Origin of the sequence: Pseudoalteromonas aquimarina (genome assembly GCF_049257255.1) — a bacterium.
Lineage (GTDB): Bacteria > Pseudomonadota > Gammaproteobacteria > Enterobacterales > Alteromonadaceae > Pseudoalteromonas.
In genome coordinates this window covers 104,350-130,220 of sequence record NZ_JBMMUG010000004.1, presented here as the reverse complement: position 1 = coordinate 130,220, position 25,871 = coordinate 104,350, and the positions used below count along the sequence as shown (strand labels likewise).

Annotated in this window: 20 protein-coding genes; 11 read left to right on the top strand and 9 right to left on the bottom strand. The window is 38.2% G+C overall.

Going from position 1 to position 25,871, the window contains the following annotated elements; all coding sequences use genetic code 11:
* Positions 1–173: 173 nt before the first annotated feature.
* Positions 174–2,618 carry a TonB-dependent receptor gene (locus AAEU29_RS11320; RefSeq protein ID WP_421973438.1) on the top strand — a complete coding sequence of 815 codons (2,445 nt, stop codon included), beginning with the start codon at positions 174–176 and terminating at the stop codon, positions 2,616–2,618.
* Entirely contained in the window at positions 2,619–4,124 is a 1,506-nt protein-coding gene (locus tag AAEU29_RS11315) for a tetratricopeptide repeat-containing sulfotransferase family protein (RefSeq protein ID WP_421973437.1), read from the top strand. It begins immediately after the preceding gene.
* A 10-nt stretch (positions 4,125–4,134) separates the two neighbouring features.
* Here the strand turns inward: AAEU29_RS11315 and AAEU29_RS11310 are convergent, their stop codons facing one another.
* Complete coding sequence (locus AAEU29_RS11310; protein WP_421973436.1) at positions 4,135–5,010, bottom strand: LysR family transcriptional regulator; 876 nt, start codon at positions 5,008–5,010, stop codon at positions 4,135–4,137.
* 106 nt (positions 5,011–5,116) lie between these two features.
* On the opposite strand from AAEU29_RS11310, the gene AAEU29_RS11305 reads away from it, so the two are divergent.
* From AAEU29_RS11305 to AAEU29_RS11295, 3 genes are all read left to right on the top strand, one after another.
* A complete protein-coding gene (locus tag AAEU29_RS11305) occupies positions 5,117–5,764 on the top strand; it encodes a peroxiredoxin-like family protein (RefSeq protein WP_421973435.1) in 648 nt (215 codons plus the stop codon).
* Between the two features lie 286 nt (positions 5,765–6,050).
* Complete coding sequence (gene cspE, locus AAEU29_RS11300) at positions 6,051–6,263, top strand: transcription antiterminator/RNA stability regulator CspE (RefSeq protein ID WP_372765976.1); 213 nt, start codon at positions 6,051–6,053, stop codon at positions 6,261–6,263.
* Positions 6,264–6,547: 284 nt separating this feature from the next.
* Complete coding sequence (locus AAEU29_RS11295; protein ID WP_199775893.1) at positions 6,548–6,715, top strand: hypothetical protein; 168 nt, start codon at positions 6,548–6,550, stop codon at positions 6,713–6,715.
* A 113-nt stretch (positions 6,716–6,828) separates the two neighbouring features.
* Here the strand turns inward: AAEU29_RS11295 and AAEU29_RS11290 are convergent, their stop codons facing one another.
* Positions 6,829–8,754: a S9 family peptidase gene (locus tag AAEU29_RS11290; RefSeq protein ID WP_421973434.1), complete on the bottom strand. Its 1,926-nt coding sequence runs from the start codon at positions 8,752–8,754 to the stop codon at positions 6,829–6,831.
* Positions 8,755–9,104: 350 nt separating this feature from the next.
* On the opposite strand from AAEU29_RS11290, the gene AAEU29_RS11285 reads away from it, so the two are divergent.
* Together AAEU29_RS11285 and AAEU29_RS11280 are read left to right on the top strand one after the other, a co-directional pair.
* On the top strand, positions 9,105–10,760 hold the full coding sequence (locus tag AAEU29_RS11285; protein WP_421973433.1) for a flagellar assembly protein A: 1,656 nt from the start codon (positions 9,105–9,107) through the stop codon (positions 10,758–10,760).
* Between the two features lie 213 nt (positions 10,761–10,973).
* Positions 10,974–12,278, top strand: coding sequence for a DEAD/DEAH box helicase (locus tag AAEU29_RS11280; protein ID WP_421973432.1), 1,305 nt, complete (start codon positions 10,974–10,976; stop codon positions 12,276–12,278).
* Between the two features lie 97 nt (positions 12,279–12,375).
* Here AAEU29_RS11280 and AAEU29_RS11275 read toward each other — a convergent pair whose 3' ends face one another.
* The 4 genes from AAEU29_RS11275 to AAEU29_RS11260 all read right to left on the bottom strand — a co-directional run bounded on the left by AAEU29_RS11275 (position 12,376) and on the right by AAEU29_RS11260 (position 15,257).
* Positions 12,376–12,738: a DUF6172 family protein gene (locus AAEU29_RS11275; protein ID WP_421973431.1), complete on the bottom strand. Its 363-nt coding sequence runs from the start codon at positions 12,736–12,738 to the stop codon at positions 12,376–12,378.
* Positions 12,739–12,996: 258 nt separating this feature from the next.
* On the bottom strand, positions 12,997–13,803 hold the full coding sequence (locus tag AAEU29_RS11270; protein ID WP_421973430.1) for a nickel-binding protein: 807 nt from the start codon (positions 13,801–13,803) through the stop codon (positions 12,997–12,999).
* A gap of 140 nt (positions 13,804–13,943) precedes the next feature.
* A complete protein-coding gene (locus AAEU29_RS11265) occupies positions 13,944–14,399 on the bottom strand; it encodes a hypothetical protein (protein WP_421973429.1) in 456 nt (151 codons plus the stop codon).
* A 123-nt stretch (positions 14,400–14,522) separates the two neighbouring features.
* On the bottom strand, positions 14,523–15,257 hold the full coding sequence (locus AAEU29_RS11260) for a hypothetical protein (protein WP_421973428.1): 735 nt from the start codon (positions 15,255–15,257) through the stop codon (positions 14,523–14,525).
* Between the two features lie 278 nt (positions 15,258–15,535).
* Between AAEU29_RS11260 and AAEU29_RS11255 the strand changes: the two genes are divergently transcribed.
* The 4 genes from AAEU29_RS11255 (at position 15,536) to AAEU29_RS11240 (ending at position 21,540) form a co-directional block, all read left to right on the top strand.
* On the top strand, positions 15,536–16,090 hold the full coding sequence (locus AAEU29_RS11255; protein WP_421973427.1) for a hypothetical protein: 555 nt from the start codon (positions 15,536–15,538) through the stop codon (positions 16,088–16,090).
* 138 nt (positions 16,091–16,228) lie between these two features.
* Positions 16,229–16,627 carry a hypothetical protein gene (locus AAEU29_RS11250; RefSeq protein ID WP_421973426.1) on the top strand — a complete coding sequence of 133 codons (399 nt, stop codon included), beginning with the start codon at positions 16,229–16,231 and terminating at the stop codon, positions 16,625–16,627.
* Between the two features lie 225 nt (positions 16,628–16,852).
* Positions 16,853–17,620, top strand: a complete 768-nt coding sequence (locus tag AAEU29_RS11245) for a hypothetical protein (RefSeq protein WP_421973425.1) — start codon at positions 16,853–16,855, stop codon at positions 17,618–17,620.
* A 116-nt stretch (positions 17,621–17,736) separates the two neighbouring features.
* On the top strand, positions 17,737–21,540 hold the full coding sequence (locus AAEU29_RS11240; protein ID WP_421973424.1) for an Ig-like domain-containing protein: 3,804 nt from the start codon (positions 17,737–17,739) through the stop codon (positions 21,538–21,540).
* 104 nt (positions 21,541–21,644) lie between these two features.
* Here AAEU29_RS11240 and AAEU29_RS11235 read toward each other — a convergent pair whose 3' ends face one another.
* From AAEU29_RS11235 to AAEU29_RS11225, 3 genes are all read right to left on the bottom strand, one after another.
* A complete protein-coding gene (locus AAEU29_RS11235) occupies positions 21,645–22,178 on the bottom strand; it encodes a DUF3750 domain-containing protein (RefSeq protein ID WP_421973423.1) in 534 nt (177 codons plus the stop codon).
* A 72-nt stretch (positions 22,179–22,250) separates the two neighbouring features.
* Positions 22,251–24,137, bottom strand: coding sequence for a hypothetical protein (locus tag AAEU29_RS11230; RefSeq protein ID WP_421973422.1), 1,887 nt, complete (start codon positions 24,135–24,137; stop codon positions 22,251–22,253).
* A gap of 142 nt (positions 24,138–24,279) precedes the next feature.
* The gene (locus AAEU29_RS11225) at positions 24,280–25,761 is read right to left on the bottom strand and encodes a serine hydrolase domain-containing protein (RefSeq protein WP_421973421.1); all 1,482 of its coding nucleotides are present in this window, start codon (positions 25,759–25,761) and stop codon (positions 24,280–24,282) included.
* Between the last annotated feature and the right edge of the window lie 110 nt (positions 25,762–25,871).

Sequence of the window (25,871 nt, the reverse complement as noted above, 5' to 3'; positions counted from 1 at the left end):
GTTATCAAATGTTACTTTTGTAACCAAAACAACAATAATTTGATAACAAAAGGCACGCCGCATTAAAAATTAATAAAAAACCACAAAAAGTGAATATTAATTCTTTATTTTTGAATAAATATGAGTAAAATCACCGCCCTCAAAATGCTGTTTATTTAAATTAAGAGGTTTACGTGTTTTCGCTTTATCGTCCATCACTGATCGCCATTGCGGTATCATCAGCTGTTTTACCAAGTACACATGTTCAGGCACAAGCGCAGTTAAGCGCTGAGATTGAAACCATTCAAGTGACTGCAACTAGGCGTCAAGGTACTGTTCAAGAAGCACCTTTGAATATTACTGCAGTTGATAATGATGTGATGAAGCAACAGAACATTACGGATCTTGAATCTGTAGCGCGCTGGGTACCAGGCTTAACAATTACTGATCAAGGTGGCCGTGAAGGTTCGCCAATCATTGTTCGCGGGTTGAATACAAATTCATCTGAACGCGCATCAGACTCAGGCACAGTAGCCACCTATTTAGGTGAAATTCCGCTTAGTGTAAATTTACGTTTAACCGATATTGAACGTGTTGAGGTTTTGATTGGTCCACAAGGCACACTTTATGGTGCAGGTACCTTAGGTGGCGCAATTCGCTACATGTTAAAAAAGCCGGAGCTTGATTCCACCGAAGTACAGCTAAGCGGCGATGTATTTGCATTATCACAAAGCGAAAATCAAGGCGGTGAGTTTGGTGCAATTGTAAACCTGCCGCTAATTGACGATACCTTAGCACTCAGAACCAGCATCAACTACTTCAAACAACCTGGCTTTATCGACTATAACTATGTGGTAAAAAATCCGGGCGTGAGTAAACCCGATCCAAATTGGGAAAATGCCGAAGACGTTGCTAATAACCTAATGCAATATCAAGATGCAAACGACGAAACAATTACCACAGCAAGAGTGTCATTACGTTTTGAGCCAACAGACACCTTTGCTGCAACTCTTAATTACTTTTATCAAAAGCAAGAAAATGGCGCTAATAGCATTAGCCAGTATCAGTCATTAGCAACAACAAACCCTTTGGCAGATAAAGTTGGCGAATATGAGTCAGCTTACCGTGTTCTTGAACCTAACATGCAAGAAGATGAGCTGTTAAGTTTAGAGCTAGAGGTCGATTTAGAGTTTGCCGATTTAGTCTCAGCCACAGGCTTTACTCAGTATGATCAAGTAGGTCAACGCGATCAGACTGATCTCCTTTACGATATTTGGCCTGGTTATTCTGATTTTCCAAGTTTCGTTGCAATCACAGACGACACCAGTAAAACGCAAACATTTACGCAAGAAGTACGCTTAGTGTCAAAAAGCGACACCGCTCTTAATTGGATTGCAGGTGTTTATTTTAGCAAAACTGACGGCAGCTCAGATGATCGCGAATACACTCCAGGACTAACTGATTTTTGGGGCGGCGACATTACTAATATTGAAAAAGACCTTGAATATTTAGCACTTGGCGAATACACCAACCAAGAACACGCTATTTTTGGTGAAATCGGTTACGCCTTTAGCGATAAGCTAAATGCAACCATTGGCGCCCGTTTTTACGAGTATGATATTGAGTCGCGTTCAGGTGCTGTTACCCCACTTTATTCAGGTGATATTAGTGATATCAGCCAAGTACCCATGGAACTTGTGACAGCCAGTGACAATGGTTCGCTTTTCAAATTCAATATTGATTACAAATGGCAGCGTAATGTCATGACCTACTTCACAATTAGTGAAGGCTTTAGATTAGGTGGTGGTAATGGGGTGATGTCTTGCCCAGAGCAGCTACCAGAGCAACAAATTATTTGTGCGCTCCCGCACGAAGTTGATTATCAGCCAGATACCACAACCAACTATGAGCTTGGTTTAAAATCAACCTGGTTTAGCAACAAACTGCATTTAAATATCGCGGCATTTAATGTGCTTTGGAATGATGCGCAAATTCAATCAGCAACCGTAAATGGTAAGGCGATTATCACCTCAAACGCAGGTGAGGCGCAAAGTAAGGGCATTGAATTAGCAACACGTGCAATGCTGAGCGATGATATTACAACATACGTAACTTATTCATATGCAAATGCGGAGCTTACCCAAGATGCACCTGAGTTATTTGCGGTTTTCTCAGAACAGGATTACAGCCCTGAAGAGATAGCGAAATACCAACCATACTACAGTGGTGCAAAAGGCGATCGTCTGCCAGGTGCACCTAAGCATCAGGTGTCGTTTGGTATTACCTACAATACAGAAGTACTCGACGACAAGTTACTCACTTTTAACTATGGTTTAACTGCCCAAAGTGATGTGATTACTAAAGTCGGCTTAAAAGCAGATGGTGAAACCCTTGCTGGCTTTGCAATGAGTAACTTGAGTTTACGTTTAGCGGGTGAAGCATGGTCAACTACATTCTATGTAAATAACCTGTTTGATAAATATGCGCAAACCTCAGTACGACGTGATAAATCATGGATTGGTGAAGGCAAATTCCCTGAACTGTCTAAACAATTGCCTGAATTACAACGCGTGTATGGACACTATGTCACCACACCTCGTACCATAGGCATTAAATTTAACTATGCATTTGAACTCTAAATGACGGATTTCAGCCAAGTAAAACAACTACTTGCAACAGGTGCGCTCAGTAAAGCGCACGCACTTTTAGTCGCGGCTTTAAAAAAGGACGTGGCTCATTGTGAAGCTTGGAGCTACATGGCTGAATTGAATCTGTTAGCGGGCGACAAAGTAAAAGCACTTAACATTATCAAAAAAGCGCTTTCACTTTCCCCGCCACTATCAATTGCCCTGCACCTTGCTAAAACGGCATTACACGCCAGCGATTTCCTCTTGTGTCAAAATATCTTAGAGTCCAAACAAGCAATGTTAAATAGCGCCTGTGATAACGCATCACAACTCGATTTGTCAGCCAACTTATGGCTACGATTAAATCAGCCTTACCGCGCATTAGCTCAATTTGAAAAAGCGCATCAGCTAGCGTCAGATAGCGCAGCAATAACGCTAAATTACGCAATTTGCTTAAAAATGGCTGGCGATACAACAACAGCAAAAGCATTGCTCGAAAAGGTTATTGATTTACAGCCAATGCTGTCACTTGCGCATTTATCGTTAGCTGAACTGTCAGCAAAATCAAATAATACCCTGCCAACGCAATTAACAAATGCACTAAGCCATGAGCCAAAGGATCAATACCTAAACCACGCAAAAGCGCTTTATCATGAAGCAAATGCCGATTACGAAAAGGCATGGACGTGTTTTAATCACAGTAAACAACATAATAAAAACCAGGTGCACTTTGATACGTTGGCACATCAAGCCTATTGCGACAGTATTATTGCAGCATCGCATTTACCTAGTGATTTGTCACAATTAACGGTAAATAATAGCATTTCACCTATTTTTATTGTGGGTATGCCACGCTCGGGCACAAGTCTGCTAGAACAATTATTGGCGACACAAGACACCATAAAAGCACTGGGTGAGCTTAGTTTTATTCCGCAGCTAATGGCTGTAAAACCCGGCTTTTATAAGCAAGCTAAACAACTTTTCACTAAAGCTGCTGAGCTAATCTTAAACCAATACAGCCAATGTTTTGCAAGGGAGATAACAAGCTCGCCAGCAGCGCATGCCATTGATAAGCAACCGTTTAATATTTACTTTGTTGACATTATTTTAGCGCTTTTCCCAAACGCTAAAATTGTGTGGCTGGTCAGGGATAAATTCGACACGTGTATTGGTAATTTTCGTCAAGCATATCAAGCAAATAGCCCTTTTCATCACTACAGTTATGACTGGCAGCATATTAATCATTTTTACGATGATATTGTGCGCCTTGGTGAACATTGGTGCAGCAAATATCCAAACCAGTTTTTACGTATAAATTACGAATCGTTAGTACAGCAGCCCAAGGCGCAATTAACTGCGGTTTTTCAGTTTTTAAACCTCACGCAAACCACTGAATCACTGGATTTTTATAAAAAAGATTACTTTTCAGCAACGGCCAGCAAAGTGCAACTAAGACAACCGCTTAATACCCAATCAATTGGAAAATATAGCGGTATTTACCCATTACCTAATAACTGATATTCCACTTTTATTGGAAAAGGGATTTCATAAATTCATAAAACACTTCGGTTTTTCGGGTAACTAAACTGTTTTGTGGTTTTAAAAACCAGACTGGCGCGTCATCATCTAACAAGGTCTTTGGTAAAATCTCAACTAATTGTCCAGCCGCTAATTCATCTTGTATTGCCAAGCGTGATTTAATCGCTATGCCCAGCCCTGCAACCGCCGCTTGCGTCATATTATCTGAGTTAGAAATCGTCAGTTGAGTAGTCACACTGTGGTTAATAACACGGTCATTGTCTTTAAATTTAAGCTGCCGTTGCCATGGTAAACAGACCCATTGGTGATTACTAAGATCGGTTATCGATTTTGGTGTGCCATGCTTTGCCAAATAAGCGGGGGATGCACACAAAATACGTGAATTACGGGCAATCTTGCGCGACAGTAAATTAGAGTCAGCCAATTGCCCAACCCGAATCGCCACATCTTGCGCGTCATCTACCACATTCACAAATTGATCGGTGATCATAAAATCGAGTTTTAAGTCGGGGTAGTTTGATTCAAACGCTGCAAGTGCAGGCAATACAAATTTAGAAAACACCCACGGTGGCATAGTGACTCTCAGCACACCCGAAATGGCCGAGCCCCTAGCACCAATTTGATGCTCTGCATCGTATAGCGCCTCTAGAATTGCCACCGCACGTAAATAAAACACCTCTCCAGCAGGCGACAGTCGCATACGCCGGCTATCTCTAAAAATAAGCACCGTGTTAAGCGCTTTTTCTAGCTTATTTAAACGATGACTGACCGTTGCAGGCGAAAGGCCTTGTGCTTTTGCCGCAACCACCACCCCTTGATTTTCAACAATGGCAATAAAGGTTTCTAAATCACATAAACTGTACATAGCGTTGATTTAACATTTTCGAATTTAGGTTTCGTTTTTCTATTGTATATCTAAAAAATTAAAACTCTATACTGAGCACATTGTTTACTCAAGAAGCGAAATACACATGACATTAAAAAGCCAAATCGACGCGTTTGAAATCGAAAAGAAAACCAACCTTAGTAGCGATATTTTAGATTTAATGGATATCACTACAGATAAACTAATTGCGGCGCAATTAAGCCAGCATGCACTTAAAGTAGGTGTTACGCTGCCAGCATTTATCTTACCGAATAGCGATGGCACTTTGGTAAGTTCACACGCGTTACTAGAAAAAGGCCCATTGGTACTTAGTTTTTATCGTGGTGGATGGTGCCCATATTGTAATTTAGAGCTGCGTGCGCTTAATGCAATTTCAGCTGAATTTGCCGCACATAACGCACAGTTAGTCGCTGTTTCTCCACAGTTACCAGACAATTCACTTTCTACCCAAAACGAAAATGCGCTTGCGTATACTGTACTTTCAGATGTTGAAAATACCTTAGCAAAAGCCTGTGGTTTAGTATTTACCCTTGATGAGCGTTTAGTGCCGGTGTATCACCAACTTGGCCTTGATATTCCAAAAGCGAATGGCGATAACAGCTATGAATTGCCTCTACCGGCAACCTATGTCATCGATCAAAATGGCGTAATTCAATTTGCCTTTGCAAAAGAAGATTACACCTTAAGAGCTGAACCTGAAGACGTACTTGAAGCAGTAAAAAAGCTCAAATAAGGTCTACTTATCAAAGAGAAATCACCAAGTGGTTTCTCTTAATAAACCCGCTTTTATAAATAAAACTAATTAAAAAGTATACAAACTCACATTACTACCGTACACTGCGCAGGCTTTAGAAATTTAAAGCTTTATCTACTACTGCACGTTTTGTTTCTCTTTCTTCTTTATTAAATCTAAGTCGAACTGGTATCTATATTTGCTTTATTGGTTACTGTTTTACTTGTTTATCTATAGCTTTATCCGGTGAGATTTCACCACAAATTAATTAATAAAAGGTTTCAATATGTCTGATTCAGTAACTGGCGTAGTAAAGTGGTTTAACCAAGAAAAAGGTTTTGGATTTGTAACACCAACTGACGGTGGCAAAGATGTGTTTGTACATTTTCGCGCAATCGTTTCTGATGGTTATAAATCATTAGACGAAGGTCAACAGGTTCAATTCACTGTTGAACAGGGTCCAAAAGGCCCACAAGCTTCAAATGTTGTAGCACTATAATTAAGTGCTCTCCCAGGGCTAGTATCAACTAGCCTTATCATCACTGTAATACCAATTCTGTTAAGTATGTGATCAGGGATAGCGCTGGATAAATGAAATGGTAACAAGGCGGAATTTTTCTTATGTAGTTGTTCTACATTGATAAATTCTAACGCAGTTAGCATGATATTTAGTCCGCTAGGATGATCAGCTACTTAAGTGAATTGGTATAATACGCCTCCTTGAATTAACCCATCAGTTTTTGTCTTACAGTACCCCCTAAGTAAAAATATAAAAGATCTAATATGATACATACATTTAGTGCCGCTAGCATAAATGCTCAGCCGCCAATTTTATCCATCTCCGTAAATAAAAACAGCGTTGTCTTTACCGATAATGCTGAGCGTAAGAATGTGCGTTTTGAAACTGCCTTCGAGAAAAAACAGTTTTTAAACTGGCTTACGACTATTTAACATTTTATCCAAAATCTAATGTGAAAACCCTTAAAAGTAGCTTTTCTATGATTATTCGCATTCACAAAAAAGCCGGAGATTACTCCGGCTTTTTGCAATTTAAAAAACGTTAATTAGTTATTTAAATAGGTGTTTAAAAACTTAAGGTAAGCATTTGATGCTTCAATGCGGTTTTCTTTTTTGGTAAAACCATGGCCTTCATCATCAAATAAAACATACTCTACTGGTACGCCATTGGCTTTTACCGCTGCCACCAGCTCATCACTTTCTACTTGCAGTACACGAGGATCATTCGCGCCTTGAATTACCATTAATGGTTTGGTGATATTTTTAGCGTGGAATAACGGCGAAATAGCGCGGTGACGTTCACCATCTGTTGCTGGGTCGCCCATTTCATCATAAAGCGCTTTTTTAAAGCTCTCCCACCATGGTGGAATAGAATTAAGCGTTCTGACCCAGTTAGTTACACCAAAAATATTAATACCCACTTTAAATTCTTCAGGCTCAAACGCAAGCGCCGCGGCGGTCATAAAGCCGCCGTAACTGCCGCCCATAATGCCAATTTTATCGCCATCTACCCAGTCTAAACTTTGTAGGTGTTTTTTACCGTAAACAATGTCTTGTAAGTCATCGGTGCCGTGTTTTTTATCATCCAAATGGAAGAAAGTTTTGCCGTAGCCCGAGCTACCACGGTTATTCACCGCAAAAATAGCATAGCCATGGTTTACCAAGTGCTGCTGCATGGCGCTATAACCCGTGCGGCTTTGTCCACCTGGTCCGCCATGCACCCACACAAGTGCAGGTACTTTATTGTTGCTATTTGCTTGTTTTGGTTTGTATAAAACACCAGGAATTTCTAGCCCATCAAAGCTTTTAAAACGCACAATAGTACTTTCAACCAGATCATTTTGATCAATTGCAGCACTTAAACTGTTTGTAAGTTGTGATGCCTTTGATGATCCTACCTGCCAAACAAATAAATTATTCGGTGACGTATCGGAATTTAAGTAAAACGCCATGGTTTTTTCATCTGCTGAGAAATTTACGCCACGTAAATTTCCCGCAGGTAAACTTGGCATCGCAATCGATTGCCCTGTTTTTGTATCCATCACAGTGACTTTAGTGCTGGCATCAGCATTTACACCACTCACTTGGTAGCGCCCAGATTTAGAAAAGTAAATAAAGTTAACATCCCACTCATCTTTGAGTGCAAGACGATGTTCACCCGAGGTTAAATCGTAGCGCCAAATCTGTGCAAATTCGCCTTTAGCGTTGGTTGAGTAATAAAGTGCCTTACTATCTCGCGAGAAGGTTTCTGGGCCAAATGTGGCTTCAACACCTTTGCCAGCAATTAACTCTGGTTTCAGTGTTTTTTTCATCGTATCGAGAATAAACACGTCGCTATCTTTGTTTGAGTTGTTTTTAGAAAGCGCAATAAAACGGCCGTCAGGGCTAATTGCCCCCACATCTAACCCCATTTTATTTTGATAAACAGGGGTTACTTCGTAGCTTTTAGCATCAACACGGTATAAGTCCATAAACTTAGCATCGCGCTGGTTACTGGTAATGTAAAAATGACTACCATCTTCAGTGAAACCAGCAAAGCGCGCGCGGGTTTCTTCTCCCGGTGTTAAGTCTTTAACGCTGCCGTCAACTTCGCGTACATACACATGAAAGCGCTCATTACCGCCTGAATCTTTGGTAAAAATCACGCGTTCATCATTTGGAAAATAACGCACCGCATAGGTACTGTCTTGAAAATCTGTTAAGCGTGTTTTTTTTGCGGTTTTAATATCAACAGCATAAAGGCTATAAATACCACTTTCATCACTGCTTACCAGTATTTTGTCACCATTTGGTGAAAAGCTGCTGCCCATAATCGAGGTGGTGTCAAAGAAAGTTTCAGCATCATATTGTTTTAGTGTTTGTACTTGTTGTACTGCCTCTACCGCTTGCGATGTAGTGCTTGTTTGTGAACAGCCTGCCAACGCAAGCCCTAGCGCACAGGCGACTGCGGCTAATTGAAAGTGCTTTTTCATTATAATTATTCCTTGTAAATTATCCGCTTTCGATTGTTACCTGAACAAAATTTAGACTCAAGAGTCATCTTAAAATAATTGTTTCAAAATATTCTGAAATGGGAACAATCTAGATTAAACATTTGAAAAATAAACAGAAGTGTTTATGTAACGTTTAACTATGACTGCCCGTTTTGATCCCGTCGCCAATCATCACTGTATTACTTACTGTTAATGTACCAATAATCAAATACTTCACTTAATTTCAACGTGTTCATAAATTAAGCATTTATTTATTAAGTGTCTAATATTAAAGTAATTAGAATCTATTGTTTTTTTGATTTTTTAAACGCTTAAATTTAAGGTGCTCTATGGCAAATATGAGCTTTGACTACAACGAAAACACCAGGCAACTGGCTTTAGTGATCCGAGAAATCGACACAGCCCCGAAACCTGATCTCAAAAAAGCAAAGCGATTATTTGAACAATCTGACTACCGCAATATGCTGCTTGATGAAAATGAGTTGGCAACCTTAATTGATTCACTTGAAGAGAAAAAACAAGAAGATAGCCCCAATGAAGTAACTGCTGTTATAGCCAGCACAAAAGATGCCTCTATGGCATTAACCTTATCACCTGATGAAATGTCAGCGTCCATTGAAATTACGACGGCATTTGGCGGAAAACATATTAGTGCAAATGACATTGTTGCTTTACTCAATGACAATGGCATCAAAAAAACAGCTAAAAAAGAGTCAATCATCGAACTTATTAATGAGGCTAAAGCTGCAAAGCCGGGGGAAAAAGTGATCAAGATGGTGGCAAATGGAAGAGTTGCTGTAAATGGTAAAAACGGTTATATCAATTATTTAGTACCCGATCCGTCCGATAGAAAGCTATGCCCAAAACTGCTTGAAAACGGCAATGTGGATATGCGCGAGCTCGGCGAATTATGCTATGTACAAAAAGGCAAAAAATTAGCTGAACTCGTGCCGCCAACACTTGGGGAAAAAGGCTTTACCGTTCTTGAAAAACCCCTCGAACCTGAAGCAGGACAAGCCGCCACCTTATCTGAAAGTGAAGGTTCTGTGTTTGCTGATGAATTAGAATCAACCTTAATTGCCGATTTTGATGGCATGCCTAAACACGAACCTAATGGTGTCTCGGTGGTAAAAGTATTTAACATCAACAATATTGATGTGAGTACTGGAAATATCCGCTTTGACGGAACCATTATGGTTCAGGGTGATATTTGCGAAGGGTATAAAGCACGCGCCAGTGGCGATATTATTGTTGCTGGCAGTGTTGAGTCGGCCTACGTAGAGGCAGGCGGCAGCGTTAGCATTGGCAAAGGCGTAATTGGCCACGCCATAGAAAATACCGATGAAGAAGATAAAAGTTGCACCATAATCGCTGGAGGTAATATTAATGTGCATCATGTGCAATACGTTAACCTCTTTGCGAACGGTGATATTCACGTGAGCCAATTTGCTTCACACTGTAAGTTTTGTTTGAGTGGCCACTTGTGGGTTGGCAAAGAAGATCGTGCCGATGGCAAAGTGGTTGGTTGTGATATTTTGGTAGGAAAATCGGTTTCGGCAGGCAGCCTAGGATCGCGCGCTGGAACCCATATGACCATTAATTTTAATTACTCTTTTGAAGGACTAGAAGAAACTTATAAAGCACTTACTGAACGAAAGCACCTTTATCTTGCAAAAGTTCGAAAAATAAAATATCTAATTTCAGAACTTGCTTCCCGCGATGAAGACTACTCTGATAAATTAGCACGTCTTAAAAAAGCACTTGCCCGTTATTTAGACGCAGTCGAAAAACTGGTTAAAGTAATAGAAGCGAAGAATAATAAACTTTCGCTACATAGAAGTGATATTGCCGTAAGCGCAACACAAGCCATTTTGTCGGGTGTAGAGATATGCATTGAACAAAAACACTTTGTTTGTAACAGGGACTATGGCCCATCAAAAATTACTTACCTTGATAATGAAATCAAGTTAGATCCGCTAACCTAAGCTCACTCTCTTCCTTTTTAACACGCTCAACAGTGTTTGCTTTTCCACTAAATGACTTTAACAACGATTAATTGTGCGAAGACTGGCGGTTTATGTGGTTAATAGTGGTAGAATTGCCAAAATCAGCCAAATACAGTTTAAAATTAGTATTCTCCCTTTAGCTTTAAAGCGTGTCAGTACACTAATTTACAGCACTTATCAGGAACAGCTTGTATGAGCTTCAATAACTTAGGTTTAACCAACGCATTATTAACGGCTATTACCGAGCAAGGTTATAAAGAACCCTCAGCCATTCAACGTGAAGCCATACCTGCTATTTTAGCGCACAAAGATGTGATGGCCATTGCCCAAACTGGAACGGGAAAAACAGCCGGTTTTTCACTTCCCGTGTTACAGCTATTAGCCGGTCAACAATCAAGCCAAGCAAAACATATTCGCGCGCTTATCATCACGCCAACGCGCGAACTGGCAGCCCAAGTTGCCACCAGCATTAACAATTATGCAGCGCACTTAGATGTGAGCACGCTGGCTGTGTTTGGCGGAGTAAGAATAGAGCCACAAATTGCAGCACTTGAAAATGGCGTAGATGTGCTTATCGCAACGCCAGGGCGATTAATGGATTTATATCAGCAAGGCGCTGTCAGTTTTGATCAGCTAACTCTATTAGTACTCGATGAAGCGGATCGCATGCTGGACTTAGGCTTTATTGATGATATCAAAAAAATCTCAGCCCTATTGCCAACAAAACGCCAAACACTGATGTTTTCTGCCACCTTTACAAACCAAATTAAAGCACTTGCAGAAACCATGCTGTTAAACCCAGTACTAATTGAAGTTGAAGCCGCAAACAGTACCGTAGAAAACATTACACAGATGCTATATCATGTTGATAAGCATCAAAAAACAGATGTGCTTATTCATTTACTGAAAAAGAAAAAGTGGCCACAAGTGCTGGTATTTAGCCGCACAAAACAAGGGGCTGAAGCGTTAGTTAACACATTAAAAAGCGCTGGGATTTCAGCGGATTCTATTCATGCAAATCGCACACAGCATGCCCGCACAATCGCCCTTGCTGAGTTTAAAAACGAGACGGTAAATGTGCTTGTAGCAACAGATATTGCTGCGCGTGGTATTGATATTAATCAGCTGCCTTGTGTTATCAATTTTGATTTACCCTATGTAGCTGAAGATTATGTGCACCGTATTGGTCGCACTGGTCGCGCTGGTAAAAAAGGGCAAGCTATATCGCTTTTTAGTGACGACGAAGTAAAGCAATTAAACGCCATCGAGCGATTAATTAATCGCAAATTTTCACGTGACGTTGTCGCAGGCTTTGTGCCAAGCAGGCAACGTGCAGAGCAAATGTGGGGCAGCGCAAAAGATAACTCACCAACTAAGAGCAAAAAAAGCAATAAAAAAGCGAGTAAACATCAGTTTGACGACGATGAATATGGCAATTTCGAGCCAATGCCAGATTCATCTAACAAGAAAAAATCAAATAAACGAAAACGTCGCTAAGCCTAGACAGGCTATTTTTTGTGAGAAAGCACAAAAAAACCGAAGCTGGTTGCTTCGGTTTTTATTTTTCAATAACTAACACTATTTAATAATAGTCTTACTCTTCGTCTTCAAACTCGTCATCATAATCATCTTCAAAGTCATAATCATCTTCAAAGTCATAATCATCATGCGATGGTTTAGCTTGGCGCACTGCAGGCTTTGCTAAAATTTCAATGTAAAATGAGGTTAAGTTTTCAAGCTGGGTTTTATCAATCATCTTATTGATTTGTGATAAATGCACTACTTCCGCTTCTGCTTCAGTGTTACCAAATTTACAATCAAAGTCCCAGTAGTCAGCACCTTGTGGCAATTTTTTATTGCGCTCACGCTTGATGTATTTTTTAACTTCATGCTTTACCGCATCAACTCGCCTTGCGATTTTGATTTTAGGATGCGTTAATTCGAATGTTTTTTTCATGGTTGCCTTCAAATAAGAAATACTCAAGTGTGCAATAAGCATGCTGAGTAAAAGAAGTGGATTTATAAGCCCGCATTCTTATGCGCTTATAAACTCAAATAATGGTGCTATTTTACGTTAAATTTAGCGCACTAGCATTAACTATTATCATCTGTTTGGAGTTTGTATGAGCTGACTTGGTAAAACCTTAGCCAGCTAAAAACAAACTTAAAATCCCGCTTGAAAATATACTTGTGCAAGCACTTAGCGTGTTATTCATTACAAACTATAAACTGGGATTGGTTTATCAACACCTTTAAATAGCAAATTGTCTTTAAACACACACAACTTATTATCTGATAAATTATCGTACACTTCGCTTGTGAATAATATTTCATTTGCTTTTGCGGCATCACAGGTGCGCGCAGCAAGTTGCACTGCTCTGCCAAAAAAATCACTATTTTCTTCTACAGGCTCTCCGGCACTTAAACCAATGCGCACATGCAACTCAACTTCTGGGCACTCTTGATTATAAGAAGCAAACGCTTGCTGAATAGCATTTGCACATTGAAGGGCATTATCAGCATTTAAAAATGTGATCATTAGGCCATCGCCAGTATGCTTTATTTCATTTCCTTGATGCGCGCGAATAGCGTTTCGAATAAATGAATTATGAATGCGTAATAAAAACATGGCTTCATCATCACCTAGCTTACTGGTTAGCGCGGTTGAATCGACTAGATCAGTAAACATAATCACTCTAAATGCCGCATCACAATGTTCCGTATGCCCCGTCGCTTTATTTACGGGGTCGTTAATTCGACCCAAAAAAAGTGATACCGATGCTTTATCTACTTCAATAATTTCATGAGGTACGTCACCATGAGCAAGATTATGTACTTTATGCACAAGTGCTTGGTTTGGTGCTTCTACCAAACAAAATGTAGTTTTTCGTGATTCATCAAACCAGTAGGTTAAAAATTTTACATCATACTGCTGCTGAATTTTTAAATCCTGTTCATGAGCAAGTTCGATTGCTTGGCGAGTTGCTTCTTTTGCATAATGCCTATCCATATAAAGTGGCATAAGACTCTCCTAATATGCTTGTTACATAAAGTGTAGAGTCTTAAAAATAAAGCACCAATTAATTAAACGGCGGTCACAGGCACCAAAGCCTTTTAAAATCTTAAAAGGCTAGAGTGCAAAAAACTACGTACTTTTACCGATTATTTAAGTAAGTTAGTCATATACCAGCCATCATTTATAAACGCGAACAAACAATACCCTCCTACCGACTGCGGTTTATTGGTTCTTACTACTGTCGTGTCAAACTTGTAATTCACTTTTAACACTTGGGTTGTTTGCCACTTCTGAAAACTTTTTCTTACTGATCTAGAGCGATGATTCTCTGGGTTTTCTACCAGCTCATAGTCTTCGATAATAAAATTGTTAATACCCGCGTACCGTGACTTCGTATACTTGTTATTTTGTTTATCAACAAGTTGTTTTATTGCTCCCTTTTCGTCACGTATTTGTTCTGGGATAAGCTGCGTGAAAGCATCATAATTTTGATTTTTAACAATATTCGCAGCGTCGATACAGTGCGATTTTTGCTGTATGAAATCAGCCGTAAAAGCCGAAGACGAATATAATACTGATAGGGTCCATAATGCGTATTTCATATATTATCCTTAATATTTAACGCTAAGATTTTTTTGAAGTAATAATTTCCTGCAAAACAAAAGTCGAATCACTCTGTTGTAAATTCGACATTTAAATAACAGCGTTTTACCTACACCAGACAACTACCATGCCGCTTTACACTTTAATTTTGCAGCCTCTCTAGCTTCAACTTTATTACTATCATCACTTAAAGCAAGTGCGTCATCAAAACAGCGGGTGAATTGATCGAGAGGAATTTCATTATCACCGTCATAATCATAGAGTGGCTCAAGTGCATGAATAGGAAAACGTTTTATTTCTTCACAAAAATATCCTTCACCTCCTTCGTCTGAATTAACGCATTTTAAAGCTGCAGCTTTGAAGCGTGAAATTTCTTTATCAAAGTAGGTATGGTTATAAAAAATATTTTTTATATCTTCTAAAACACTTAAAACAATTTTTTCATCTTTAATATATATATCGCTGTAACCGCCACAACCAGAATTCTCACTTAGAAGTGTCTCAGTTAAATTTTCATCAGGAAATTGTTCATTAGCCTTAAATTTCAAAAACATACTGAATGCATTTTGACATAAAGACATGTTGTATTTTTCAAAATTTGTATCCAGAACATCATCATAGTCATCCACTTTGATACTCCAAACATCTACATCGACTTTAAATGAATCGATTTCTCCCCCTCCATCCGGCAGCACTATTGTGCGAGAAGAAGATATCATTTCAGAAATGTTAAATTCATCAACTTGTTTCTGTTCATTTTGGGAGTCTGCGTTTTCTTTTTGAAGAATAACTGAGGCTAGTCGATTAAAAACGATTACAAATAAAATAAGTATTCCAATAACTTTAATAATTTTCATATTGTTCCTTGTTTAATAATTTTCCTTAAAACTCTTTACGCATACTTTCTTTATTTATTATTTCTTTTATAAATTTAAATTAACACAGTTGTTTAGATATGAAATGAAATAAAGAATTTGGTAGCGTGAGTGATTTGGATCTTTGCGTACTTTGTAACCTGCGTCAATAACAAATAAATTGTTAATTCTACATTAAAAAATTTGATATACTTTATACGATTAATTAATTTAGCTTTTCAATGTACATTACTAAGCAGCTACATAAACAAGGAAATGTAATGAAAAAATTATTGATTGGATGTCTTTGGTTAATGTCGAACCCTCTCTTTGCAGAGCAAATTGTTGACGCAAACTTTACTCCGAAAAACACTGTCAAAACCTTCCAAAGCCAAAACGCGCCTAAAGTAACTCTTGATGCAGCGCATTTTAATTTTCATACCTTAGATGATCGCTATAAACCCTTTGGCAAAATATTAGAAATTAATGGTTTTAACTTAACGCAAAGCACAACAAAGTTTAGTAAAGAGCAACTTGATAAAACGGATATTTTAGTGATTGCCAATGCGTTGAATGAAAAGAACGTAAAGGATTGGGACTTACCTAATTTTAGTGCATTTTCACGCGCCGAAATCGATGCTGAAGGTTGGTTACAAGGGGCAACATTAGAGTTTCATAAAGGGCGTATTGCTGTTTTTGGTGAAGCGGCAATGTTTACAGCACAATTAAGTGGCGAAAAAGACCAGCAAATCAAAATGGGGTTAAATGCCGAAGGGGCTGAACAAAATGAGCAATTTTTATTGAATGTTATGCACTGGCTGACAAGAAAAATCTAATCGAAATAAATGACAAAGGCGTTTTTAAAATGATGATGTTTCACTCTTTAAAACGCCCTGCTACTTATCTTAAAAACTGCTTTTTGAACATTAATTTTATTACAATACGTTTTGGTTTTTAAATATACGAGAAAATTTATGCTTAAAGGCTTAATGATTACGGTAATAAGTATTTCCTTAGTCGTCGCGGCTATTGTGTTAAGCAATGACTTTGATTACATCCAACATGGTGAGGCTAAGTTTGTTTATGACACAACAAGTGTTAATGAAGAAATGGCGCAGCAAATTCATCAGTTTCTATTAGATAAGAATCTTTACCAAGGTAAAACAGGTGAATTATTCTTACTGAAAAAAACAGATGCAGGTCAGTGGATGTTAAAATTCCCGGTTTATCAAGGTGGTGACGTAGCACCTCAGCTAATGCGTGATTTAGAAGTTTTTGCAAAAGAGTTGCAAAACCATATTTTAAACGGCGCGTCACTTGAAGTTCATATTACCAATGCAGGTTATCAAGGTGTGCAATATTTTGAGATCTAGATATTTTTACTGAGATAATGTTCACACGTTCCCCCCTGAAAACGTGTAATCGTTCATTTTAAATAAAATTAATTACCTCTCGACGCTAAAAAGCCTTCGTTTTTTTGATAATAAACCGCACTATCAGTGCTTGTTTAAATCTCTTTATCTTTTGTTGATTCCATCTTGTTGAGTTTTACAGTAAGCTGCTTTACGTTGTAAGAAAATAAGAAATAGGAAAGAACTGTGAACAAACGAATTGAACCTGAATTATTTAGTAAAGTGCCCGATTTAAGCCAGGTTGAAAATACAAAGCAGTCTTCTTCTCAAGCAAATAATTCATCAGCCACACCACAGCAAAATACAGTGCAACAAACCACACCTGTAAAACAAAGCAACATTACAACATGGCTTGGTTTTGCTGCAATTTTAGCATTATCTGCCGGCGGTTATTTTTTACATCAACAAAATTTAAAAACTCATGCGCAGTTAGTCGCATCCGAACAGCGTATTACTGAATTAGAAAGCGCGCTTTCTGCTACCGGTGAAGAAATGGGTGAATCTGCAGGTGCCATTAAAGCCAAATTATCAGCTTTGAGTAAGCGTACTGACGAGCTTTGGACACAAATGGACAAGTTATGGGCTTCTGCGTGGCGTCGTAACCAGTCTGATATTAAAAAGCTTGAAGAGTTAGCGGCCAGCAACCAATCTAAACAAACAAAAGCTGTGGGTGATGCCAGTGCTAAAATCAGTGCCTTGTCACAAGCACAGTCAGAACTTACGTTAAAGCTGTCTTATTTAGAAGAACAACAACAAGCAGCGAACGCGCTTAAAACGAAATTAGCGACCTTAAATTCAAAACTGGATGAGTTAAAAGCACAATCGCAAGGCCGCGATGCAAAACAAGTAGAAATTGGCGGCACCATTGCACAGCTTGAACTTACCCAAACAGCTCTTACTGAACAGTTATCACGTTTAGAGAAAAAACTGACAACTGGTGGGCAAGCGCTTTAAATCTGTTTGTTTCTTTTAAAACAATAAGTGCTTCCTCCCTAAAACTAGGTCATTTTTCTAATTTGTTCTACGCTTTCTAGCCAATAGAACAAATTTCCTAAGTTTAGGGAGCTCTAATGAAAACCTCCTATCAACTCTTGAGCCTATTCATCTTTTTACTTTTTCTTGCTGCGTGTGGTGGAGGTGAATCAAGTGGTAATAAAAATCCACCAAATACTGCTCCAACAACTAGTGATTACCAAACTGAAGTAAAGGAAGACAATGAGCTCAAAATTCCGACTTCTGAATTAATAGCTTTAGCACGAGATGCAGATGGAGATACGCTATCATTTTCAACTTTAGGTAAGGCTGAGTACGGTGAAGTAGAAATTGTCGGCAGTGACGTTTTTTATATACCAAATGAAAATTATAATGGAACCGACGTATTTTCATATACAGTTACAGATAACAAAGGAGGTAGTGCAACAGGCAAGGTTTCTATAACAATTACCGCTGTAAATGATCAACCTATTGTTGAATTATCAATAACTCCAACAGAAAACCATCAAATAAATCGCGAAATCATTGCTAAAGCTATAGATTCAGTACCATTCGAATCAGGAATATTAAATTACCAATGGGAGTTAAAAACCCCCGCAGGCAGTAATACATCACTCTCTTCTACAACGACTGAGTCCGTTAAATTTACCCCTAATAATGCTGGTGTCTATGAGATTAACGTTATAATCAACGATGGTTCTTTATCAAGTGAACCTACCTCAAAGTCAATTACGATTTTTGCTCCCCCAATAGCTGAGGCTGGCGAAGATTTTGAAGCCAAAGAAGGACAATTAGTACAATTGTCAGCCAACGGAAGTATTGATACCAATAAAGTAGGATTAAATTATAGTTGGCGACAGATATCAGGTGTATCAATTGAATTATATGCACAAAACTCTTCTTCTCCAGAGTTTTATGCACCAGAAGTGTTTGACAGTACAATACTTAATTTCGAACTAACCGTAACTGATACTATTGGATATTCGAGTATTGATATTGTCGAAGTATTAATAACAGACGTCCCAATAGACGTAACTTGGGATCTTGGCCAAGATTTACCAAATACGAAAGTTGAATGCTTTGCTCTGTCTCCCAATACCGCAAGTATAAATAAAGATCCTAATGCAAATGGAGAGTGGTTACAGGCTTATAGAGATCGAAAACATACGAGGAAAACAGAACTTGTTGGAGACATAAGCTGCCCCAAAGTTAAATGGACAATAGATTTAGGCAAACGTAAATCTTACGTAGCTCTAACTCCTTCTGCAGAATCTAAAACTGAAACGTTCACGATCCCCACATCAGGTTACAGTCGACCATATAATGGCAATATTGAAAACGACTTCGAAGTAAGAGAAACATACTATGAAGCAAGACGTCCAAATGGCACAACTCTCTCTATTTCTTCAAGTGAGGGGGGTCGTCAAAAAGTGGGGGAGTTTCTTTCGGAATATCCAGGCTCGGAGTTACTTTCTTGTGATACAGGACTTTTTCAAGTTGGTACTGGCGGAAGTGATGCTCTTCCATGCTATTTACTGACTTTGGGAGATGCCGGTTGGGAGAAAGTATGGGAAACCCAACCACTCAGGGGCTTCACTAACAGTACTTCAACAAACGGACAGCTCATCGTCGGTGATTTCGACAATGATGGTGAACTAGAGGGTGCAGCGCTTGGTTGGTACGAAGTTTATATTATTAATATGAAAACCGGAAAGATTGAGGCTACAGGCGTTTTCTCTCAAGATGAAGAGAGGAATGATGGTAAGACGACCGGAAGAGCCTATGGTTGGTTTGGTGCAAGAAATATTGATTCGGATCCTGAATTAGAGTTTGTAATACTTGGCGATTTTGAAATGTTCGTCTCGGTTTTGGATTGGCAAGAAGGGCAATTAATTGAAAAATGGGATTATCAGATTGAAGCTGGAACATTCATAAATAAGGCTAAACATGACACTGGCGTAAACCCTGTCGTAAATTTAGACGGTGATAACTCTTTAGAGATTGTAACCTCTATATTTAACCAAAATGGAGATGAAAAATGGCACACTTTAGTTTTTAACTCCGTAACAGGTGACTTAAAATTCGATTTGGAGAATAGGCATATTTCAGGAACTGGAGATTTAACTAAAAATGGAAAAGATGAATTATTTTTAACAAAAACAACTGGACATGCTAGCCCTAAGAATGGCCCTGTTGAAATATTGAGCTTTACTGAATCAGGCTTTTCTTCAATCTGGCAATCAGAAACCGAAGGTTTTAATTGGGTTACTCTTCCGAACTTTGATTTATTAACTAACAGCCGTGCAACACATGAGAGAAGAACGTTATTCTTTAGAGAATTTAATGAAAAAATGACATTCTCTACTTATCGAATGATGTCGGACAACAACTCTTTTATTAAGCTATATCAGTGGGTTAATGGCAAAGCTGAACAAGTCGCTGTAGTTTCAGGTGCAAATCTGTCAATTACTTCTTTTCCAACAAATAAAAATGAATTGGGAATATTAATTAAAACCATAGCAAACAGAGCAGATAGGAGTAATTTGTCTATTTCAGGTTATATTGACCCAAGCTTGATTTTGAGTGAACGAAGTCGTTGGCCAGATGGTCATCAGGCAGCATATTGGAATTTACTCACAGCAAGTGTAAGTGCCAAATTGAATTCAAGTTCTCCCCCTTTATTGTTAACGCAAGACTTTTCAGAATATGTCAGAGCTTATGATGTGAGTTCAGGAACTCCCGTAGAAAAATGGCAGACTAAAGGTAGAGGTATGACAAATGGGGATGCAAGGCGTTCGGTTGCTACAATAAATGGCTTTGGTAGCATGTTAATTGCACAAGGTAAAACAGAGAAGTTTTTGGTAACAGCAACTAGTAGCAATGATGGTCTTGGTCTTTTAAAAGCTATTAAGAATGATGGTTCATTGTTTTGGAAAGCTGAGTTCAACACTCCCGGAGCAACACCGATTTGGAACGAAGCCGGCATTACCAATTGGTTGGCAGGAAATTTTACTAGTCTTGAATATGAAGATGTGATGGTTAGCTATCGTGTAGCAAAGAGCGCAAGTGATCACCTAACCCTCTTAAATGGTCTTACTGGTGAATCAATTTGGACAATTGACACTGGCGGTAGATACAGCTCATTTGGCGATATTTATGGAGCAGGTGGAAGTAATATGCCTTCATTTGATTGGGATGGAGATGGGAGCGACGAAGTTTTATCTACATTATCAAGTCTTTTTTCAGTAATAGATGGAACTACCGGTGAAATTTTATTAAATAGATGGAGTTTTGATAATGATGAAAATTCTTTGTTTCAGTATTCTGTTTTAGAGTCACCGGCAATTAGTGTTATTGACTTTGATAATAATGGCATTGAAGAGCTTCTCTATACAAAAAGCGATGACACTTTAGCAGTTTTAGATTTTAACGGTAATGTGAGGTGGAAAACACCTTTTTATGAAGGATTACCTCAAGCCGGACTTGCTGGGGTAGGAAATTTCCTCTCTAAAGATCGACAAGATATATTAGTTGTGGGCCAATGTGGAAAAGATGCAGAAGAGATCCGCCTTTATAACTCTGCAAATGGAAACATTGAATGGGTTTTACCTGCACCAAAATCTTGTGAGTGGCCAGAAATGAACTCGGTGGCAACAGGAGATATAAATGGCGATGGCTACGATGAAGGTGTTTTTGTTATTCAAAGTAATTTATTTGCAGTTGGACGAGATGAGGTTGGTAAAGGACAATTTTTATGGTCTGTGGATTTAGGAGATTGTTGCGAACATTCTTATCCAATCATTGCTGATGTAACTGGTGATGGCACTCCAACGATTATAGTCAACACGGCAAATGGCTATGTAATAGGGATAGGTCAATAACAAAGCTAATCTAAAATTAATCACAAAAAAAGAAAGCTTTACGCTTTCTTTTTTTATGATTTAATTTGGTGACGAGAGCAAAAATCCAACTTTTCAATTTCTTATCATTTTTCAGCATAACCGCTGCCAATTGCGCTAAATGGCATCTCCAATTCCAGTTCTTTTACTTGTAAGCCAATCCAAGCTGGAAAGGTATTACTATTTGGTCCTGGCACTAACGTGTATTCATTTGCCCACGGGTAACGTTCGGCCGCGGCAATTACATCTGGGATTAATTTTTTGGCTTTTTCGCCTGTAATTGAGAGGATTTTTTCGGGCTTTGCGCCATACCAATAACGGTCGGGTGTTGTAGTGGTATATTTTTTAAGTGCTGGTAATCCTCGCTTTACACGCCAACCCACCACTTCATATACGGTATATTCTTTTGCGTTTTCAGGTTTTATAGCAAGCCAAGTATGCACGGCAAACCAGCCTCGCCAACTAAAGGCGTCTGCTCCATAAAATTCAATAACCGCATCATTAACCAGCATTGGATTTGGTGCAATACCAGCAGGTTCTCGACTAGCTGTTCGCCAATTTGAATTACTACACCCGCTCAAAAAAGCGATAACAATAAATAATGTGATTAAACGTCGCATTGAATACCTCTAGATTACTGCATACCATCATACGTGTAACAACGCTAAAACGTCTATATTCTAAAAAGAAAACTAGATGCATCTCACGTTAAAATAATTTTGGTGAGTGCTGGTGGTTAGTTCAGGAAACTCTTTGATTAACGTTTTATATGCATCCGTTTTATTCTCTTTATGTTTTAACAATGCACGTTGGTGCTGAATATCGTTACGATAGCCATTATTTTGAAAATACTCAAAAAACTTATTGTTGTCTCTACGGCTTTCATTTTTTCCAATGGACATTGAAAATAAAGAAAAGTCACTGATAAAAAAATAAAAAGGGTCTAAACCTGTCATAGTCGAAAGGTCGACCTCTGCCTTACTAGCAATCGTGTTAAAAAGCGCAAAATTTCCCTGAGATGCAAGCCTGTTAAGTAACACTTGAGCTACCTGTTCAGGTAAATTTACCTCATCAAGCCAAATAGTTAACGCTTTAGTGTCTAAGAATATTAGGAAAATATGTAAATTATTTGGTGACAAAGTAAAGTCAATCTCTTTAAATTTGTCTAAGATCTGTTGCTCAGTGTATAAATTTGAATCTACAAACAGATTAGTTAACATTAATATAAGCAGGTCATTATCTAATTCTGATAGAGAATTATTTGCTACATCCGTTAATGACAACTTACTTACATCATTGATTTTATTATCAACCAAATATTGTTGAACATAACTAATAGCTTGTTGATTTGGTTTTGTAGTTAACGCTTTTAAGTTGTTAAAAGTAGTCTTATGCTTTTCACAATATTTGAATTCCTGAGAGCTTTTTACATTCTTAATCAACTCGCTATCTGAATATGTTTTCCATTCATCTATTGTTAACTGCCTGCTTTTAAACCACTCTTTTTTTGCATAACACTGATTAAGTTGTGCCTTTTGTTCATCAGTAAATTTTAAAATGGGTTTTTGAATCAAAGCGCTCTTTTCTTCAGCTTTCAAGTCGTTGGTATGAATATAATTAATTTCAATTCCAACTTGATTCAACTCGTTTATCGTTTCAAGAACAAACTCATTACTTCCAAGCCAAAATGTTTCATGCCAATAGCTAATCGATTGGTCAGATAACCTGCTAGCTAGGATCAGGTCTTTTAATACTTGTAGGTCACTCGAATGAATTACTCCAGATTGCTTAATTGCTTGTAATATAGACAAACTAAAGCGGTTCTCGTAACTATTTTCTACATTGGTCAGATTTGGGTAATTCGTTAACAATTTGATCGCCACATCAAATCGTCTTTGCTTTATGCTGCTTCTAGTTAAAGTTAAAAGTGGGCTTACGATAGGGTCATTCAAAAGCGACTCTGGCACATTTGAAAACAAGCTTGTGATAGATAATAGGATTTCATCAGCACTGGCGTTCTCTTTAAAAGCTAACTCCAACTCTTTAAGTGAATAACTATTCCAAAAAGTTTCTATCGAAGAATCCAAACTAGGGATAGCATCCCTCTCGATTTGATAATCGTTTATAGCATAAACTAAAGACTCACCATTGTTTGTTCTTTTAAAAAAATCGCTATACTTTTTAGTTGATTGCCAAATTTTAGCCCTGTAATACCAACGCTGTGCTTGATCCCAGTTTTCTATAAGCCAAATGGCATTAGCAACATCTTCGGTAGCATTTCCTTGCTCCAGCAATTTCCCAGCCGAAATTTCAATTTCCTTCATAAAGGATTGCTTTGCTTGATATTGCTCGTAGTCTAAATTTGAGCACATATCCTCACTGGGAGCATGTGTTGGATATTCTTTTTCTACAAAGCTTATTTTTTTGTTTTTTTCTGCCGAATTTTCAGGCACTGTTGGTGCTAATAAATACTCCGGTTTGTTAGAAATGCTTTTTGTACTTTGCTTTGAAGGGCTATTTAAAACAATTAACGTAGATAAGATCGTCAATAAAATTACTAATCCAATTAGCTTTTTCACCGGACACCTAAAAGTAATAATCCATTATTTACGATATAATTTCACTTTTATAGCTCAGTGTAAAGTTTTGAAAAAAAAGCACTTCACTTTAAAAGCACCCCTCAAAACTTAGACCGAGTGCTTTTCTTTGGTTGTTATTGCTTTAGTTTAAATGTTTTTCTAACTCAGCAATGCGCTTTTTAGTTAATTGGGCATTTGGATTGATTGCTAATACAGCTTTATAGCTTTCAAGTGCTTGAGGGTAACGCCCTAGGTTGTCGTAAGCTCTCGCTAAACCATAATTAAAATACGATTTTTGGTCTGATTGCGAAACTAAGAAGTTAAAAACTTCTGCAGCATATTCATTTTGATTCTTATCCAATAAAGCAAACCCCCACTCTCCTAGAATGTCCAGATCATACATAACACCCGTATCTTGTTCTGCTTTTGCGAATATACTTGGGAAGTCTTTAAAGTTACGCTTTTCTGCTAGTTCATTTAGGTATTCCATTGGTTTATATGCTTTTAATTTTTCAGAATTGTTAAAACCTGGAATGTAATAAGCTGCAATTTCATCGACAAAACTAATTGGCAAGCCGCCTAGTAAATTTGTAAGCACAACAACAGAGACATTATCTTCCGGATATGTGATCAGGGTCGTTGCATTGCCTCCACTTGCGCTCACTGTAGGGTGATATTTGCGCTGACCAATTTGCCAACCCATAGCATAGCCGTTTTCTTTATTTCCAAAGCCTTCGGTACGGCCGTTATTATGTTTAACAGGCTCCCACAGTGTGTCTAAATTCTTTACTAACTTTCCATTTTGTAATGCAATCATATAATTGGCCAGCTCGGCTGCCGTTGAGCTCATACCTGCTGCGGTTCTTAAAATATAAGCAAACTCACCGTAAAAATTCTTATAAACACCATCACCTATGTAAATGTATTGTCTTGCTTGATTTGGTACCATGGTTTCAAGATTATCAAAACCTGCAAGGGCGGTTTGCGTCATGCCAACAGGTTTAAGCTGATTTTCAGAAATAAATGCTGGAAAGCCAGCTGGTTCATATTTATCAATAAGTTTGCCAAGTATCACATAACCTGTTTGGTTATATTTAAAGTATTCATTTGTTTTAAATAAAAGCGGGAGCTTTTGTACTTCTTGCCACGAGGATTCAATATCGTAAGGGACGATAAGCTCAAGCGTACTGGTAGAGGCTAAAATTTCTGGCAGTCCACTGGTGTGTGCCATTAGCTGTTTGATGGTTAGCGAATGCCAAGCTTTCGGTAAATCAGGTAAATGTGTACCAATTGTGTCATTCAAATCTAACAAGCCTCTTTCAGCAAGTTGTACTATTGCAACGCCAGTAAAGCCTTTGGTCATTGAATTAATTGGGAATAGTGTTTTATTTGTTACTGGTACTTTGTGTTGTAGATCAGCAAAGCCATAACCTTCTAGCTTAACTATTTTGTTGTCTTTAACGACGGCAAGCTGCAAACCAGGAATATTCCGTTCAGCCATCACGGTGTGAATGAACTCATTAAGTGTTTGTTTTGCATTCGCCGTAAAAGGCATGAATGTAGTGGTAATAACCATTACAGATATAGATAAATAAAGTGCAAACTTATTATTTTTGTTAAACATTGCTCTTCCTGTATTTTTTAATTAAAACAAATAGCTTTGCATTTTTTAAGCGGTTCAAATTCGGCGTGACTTTAATTGATTTTAGTTTTAATTGCTTTATCAATATTGTA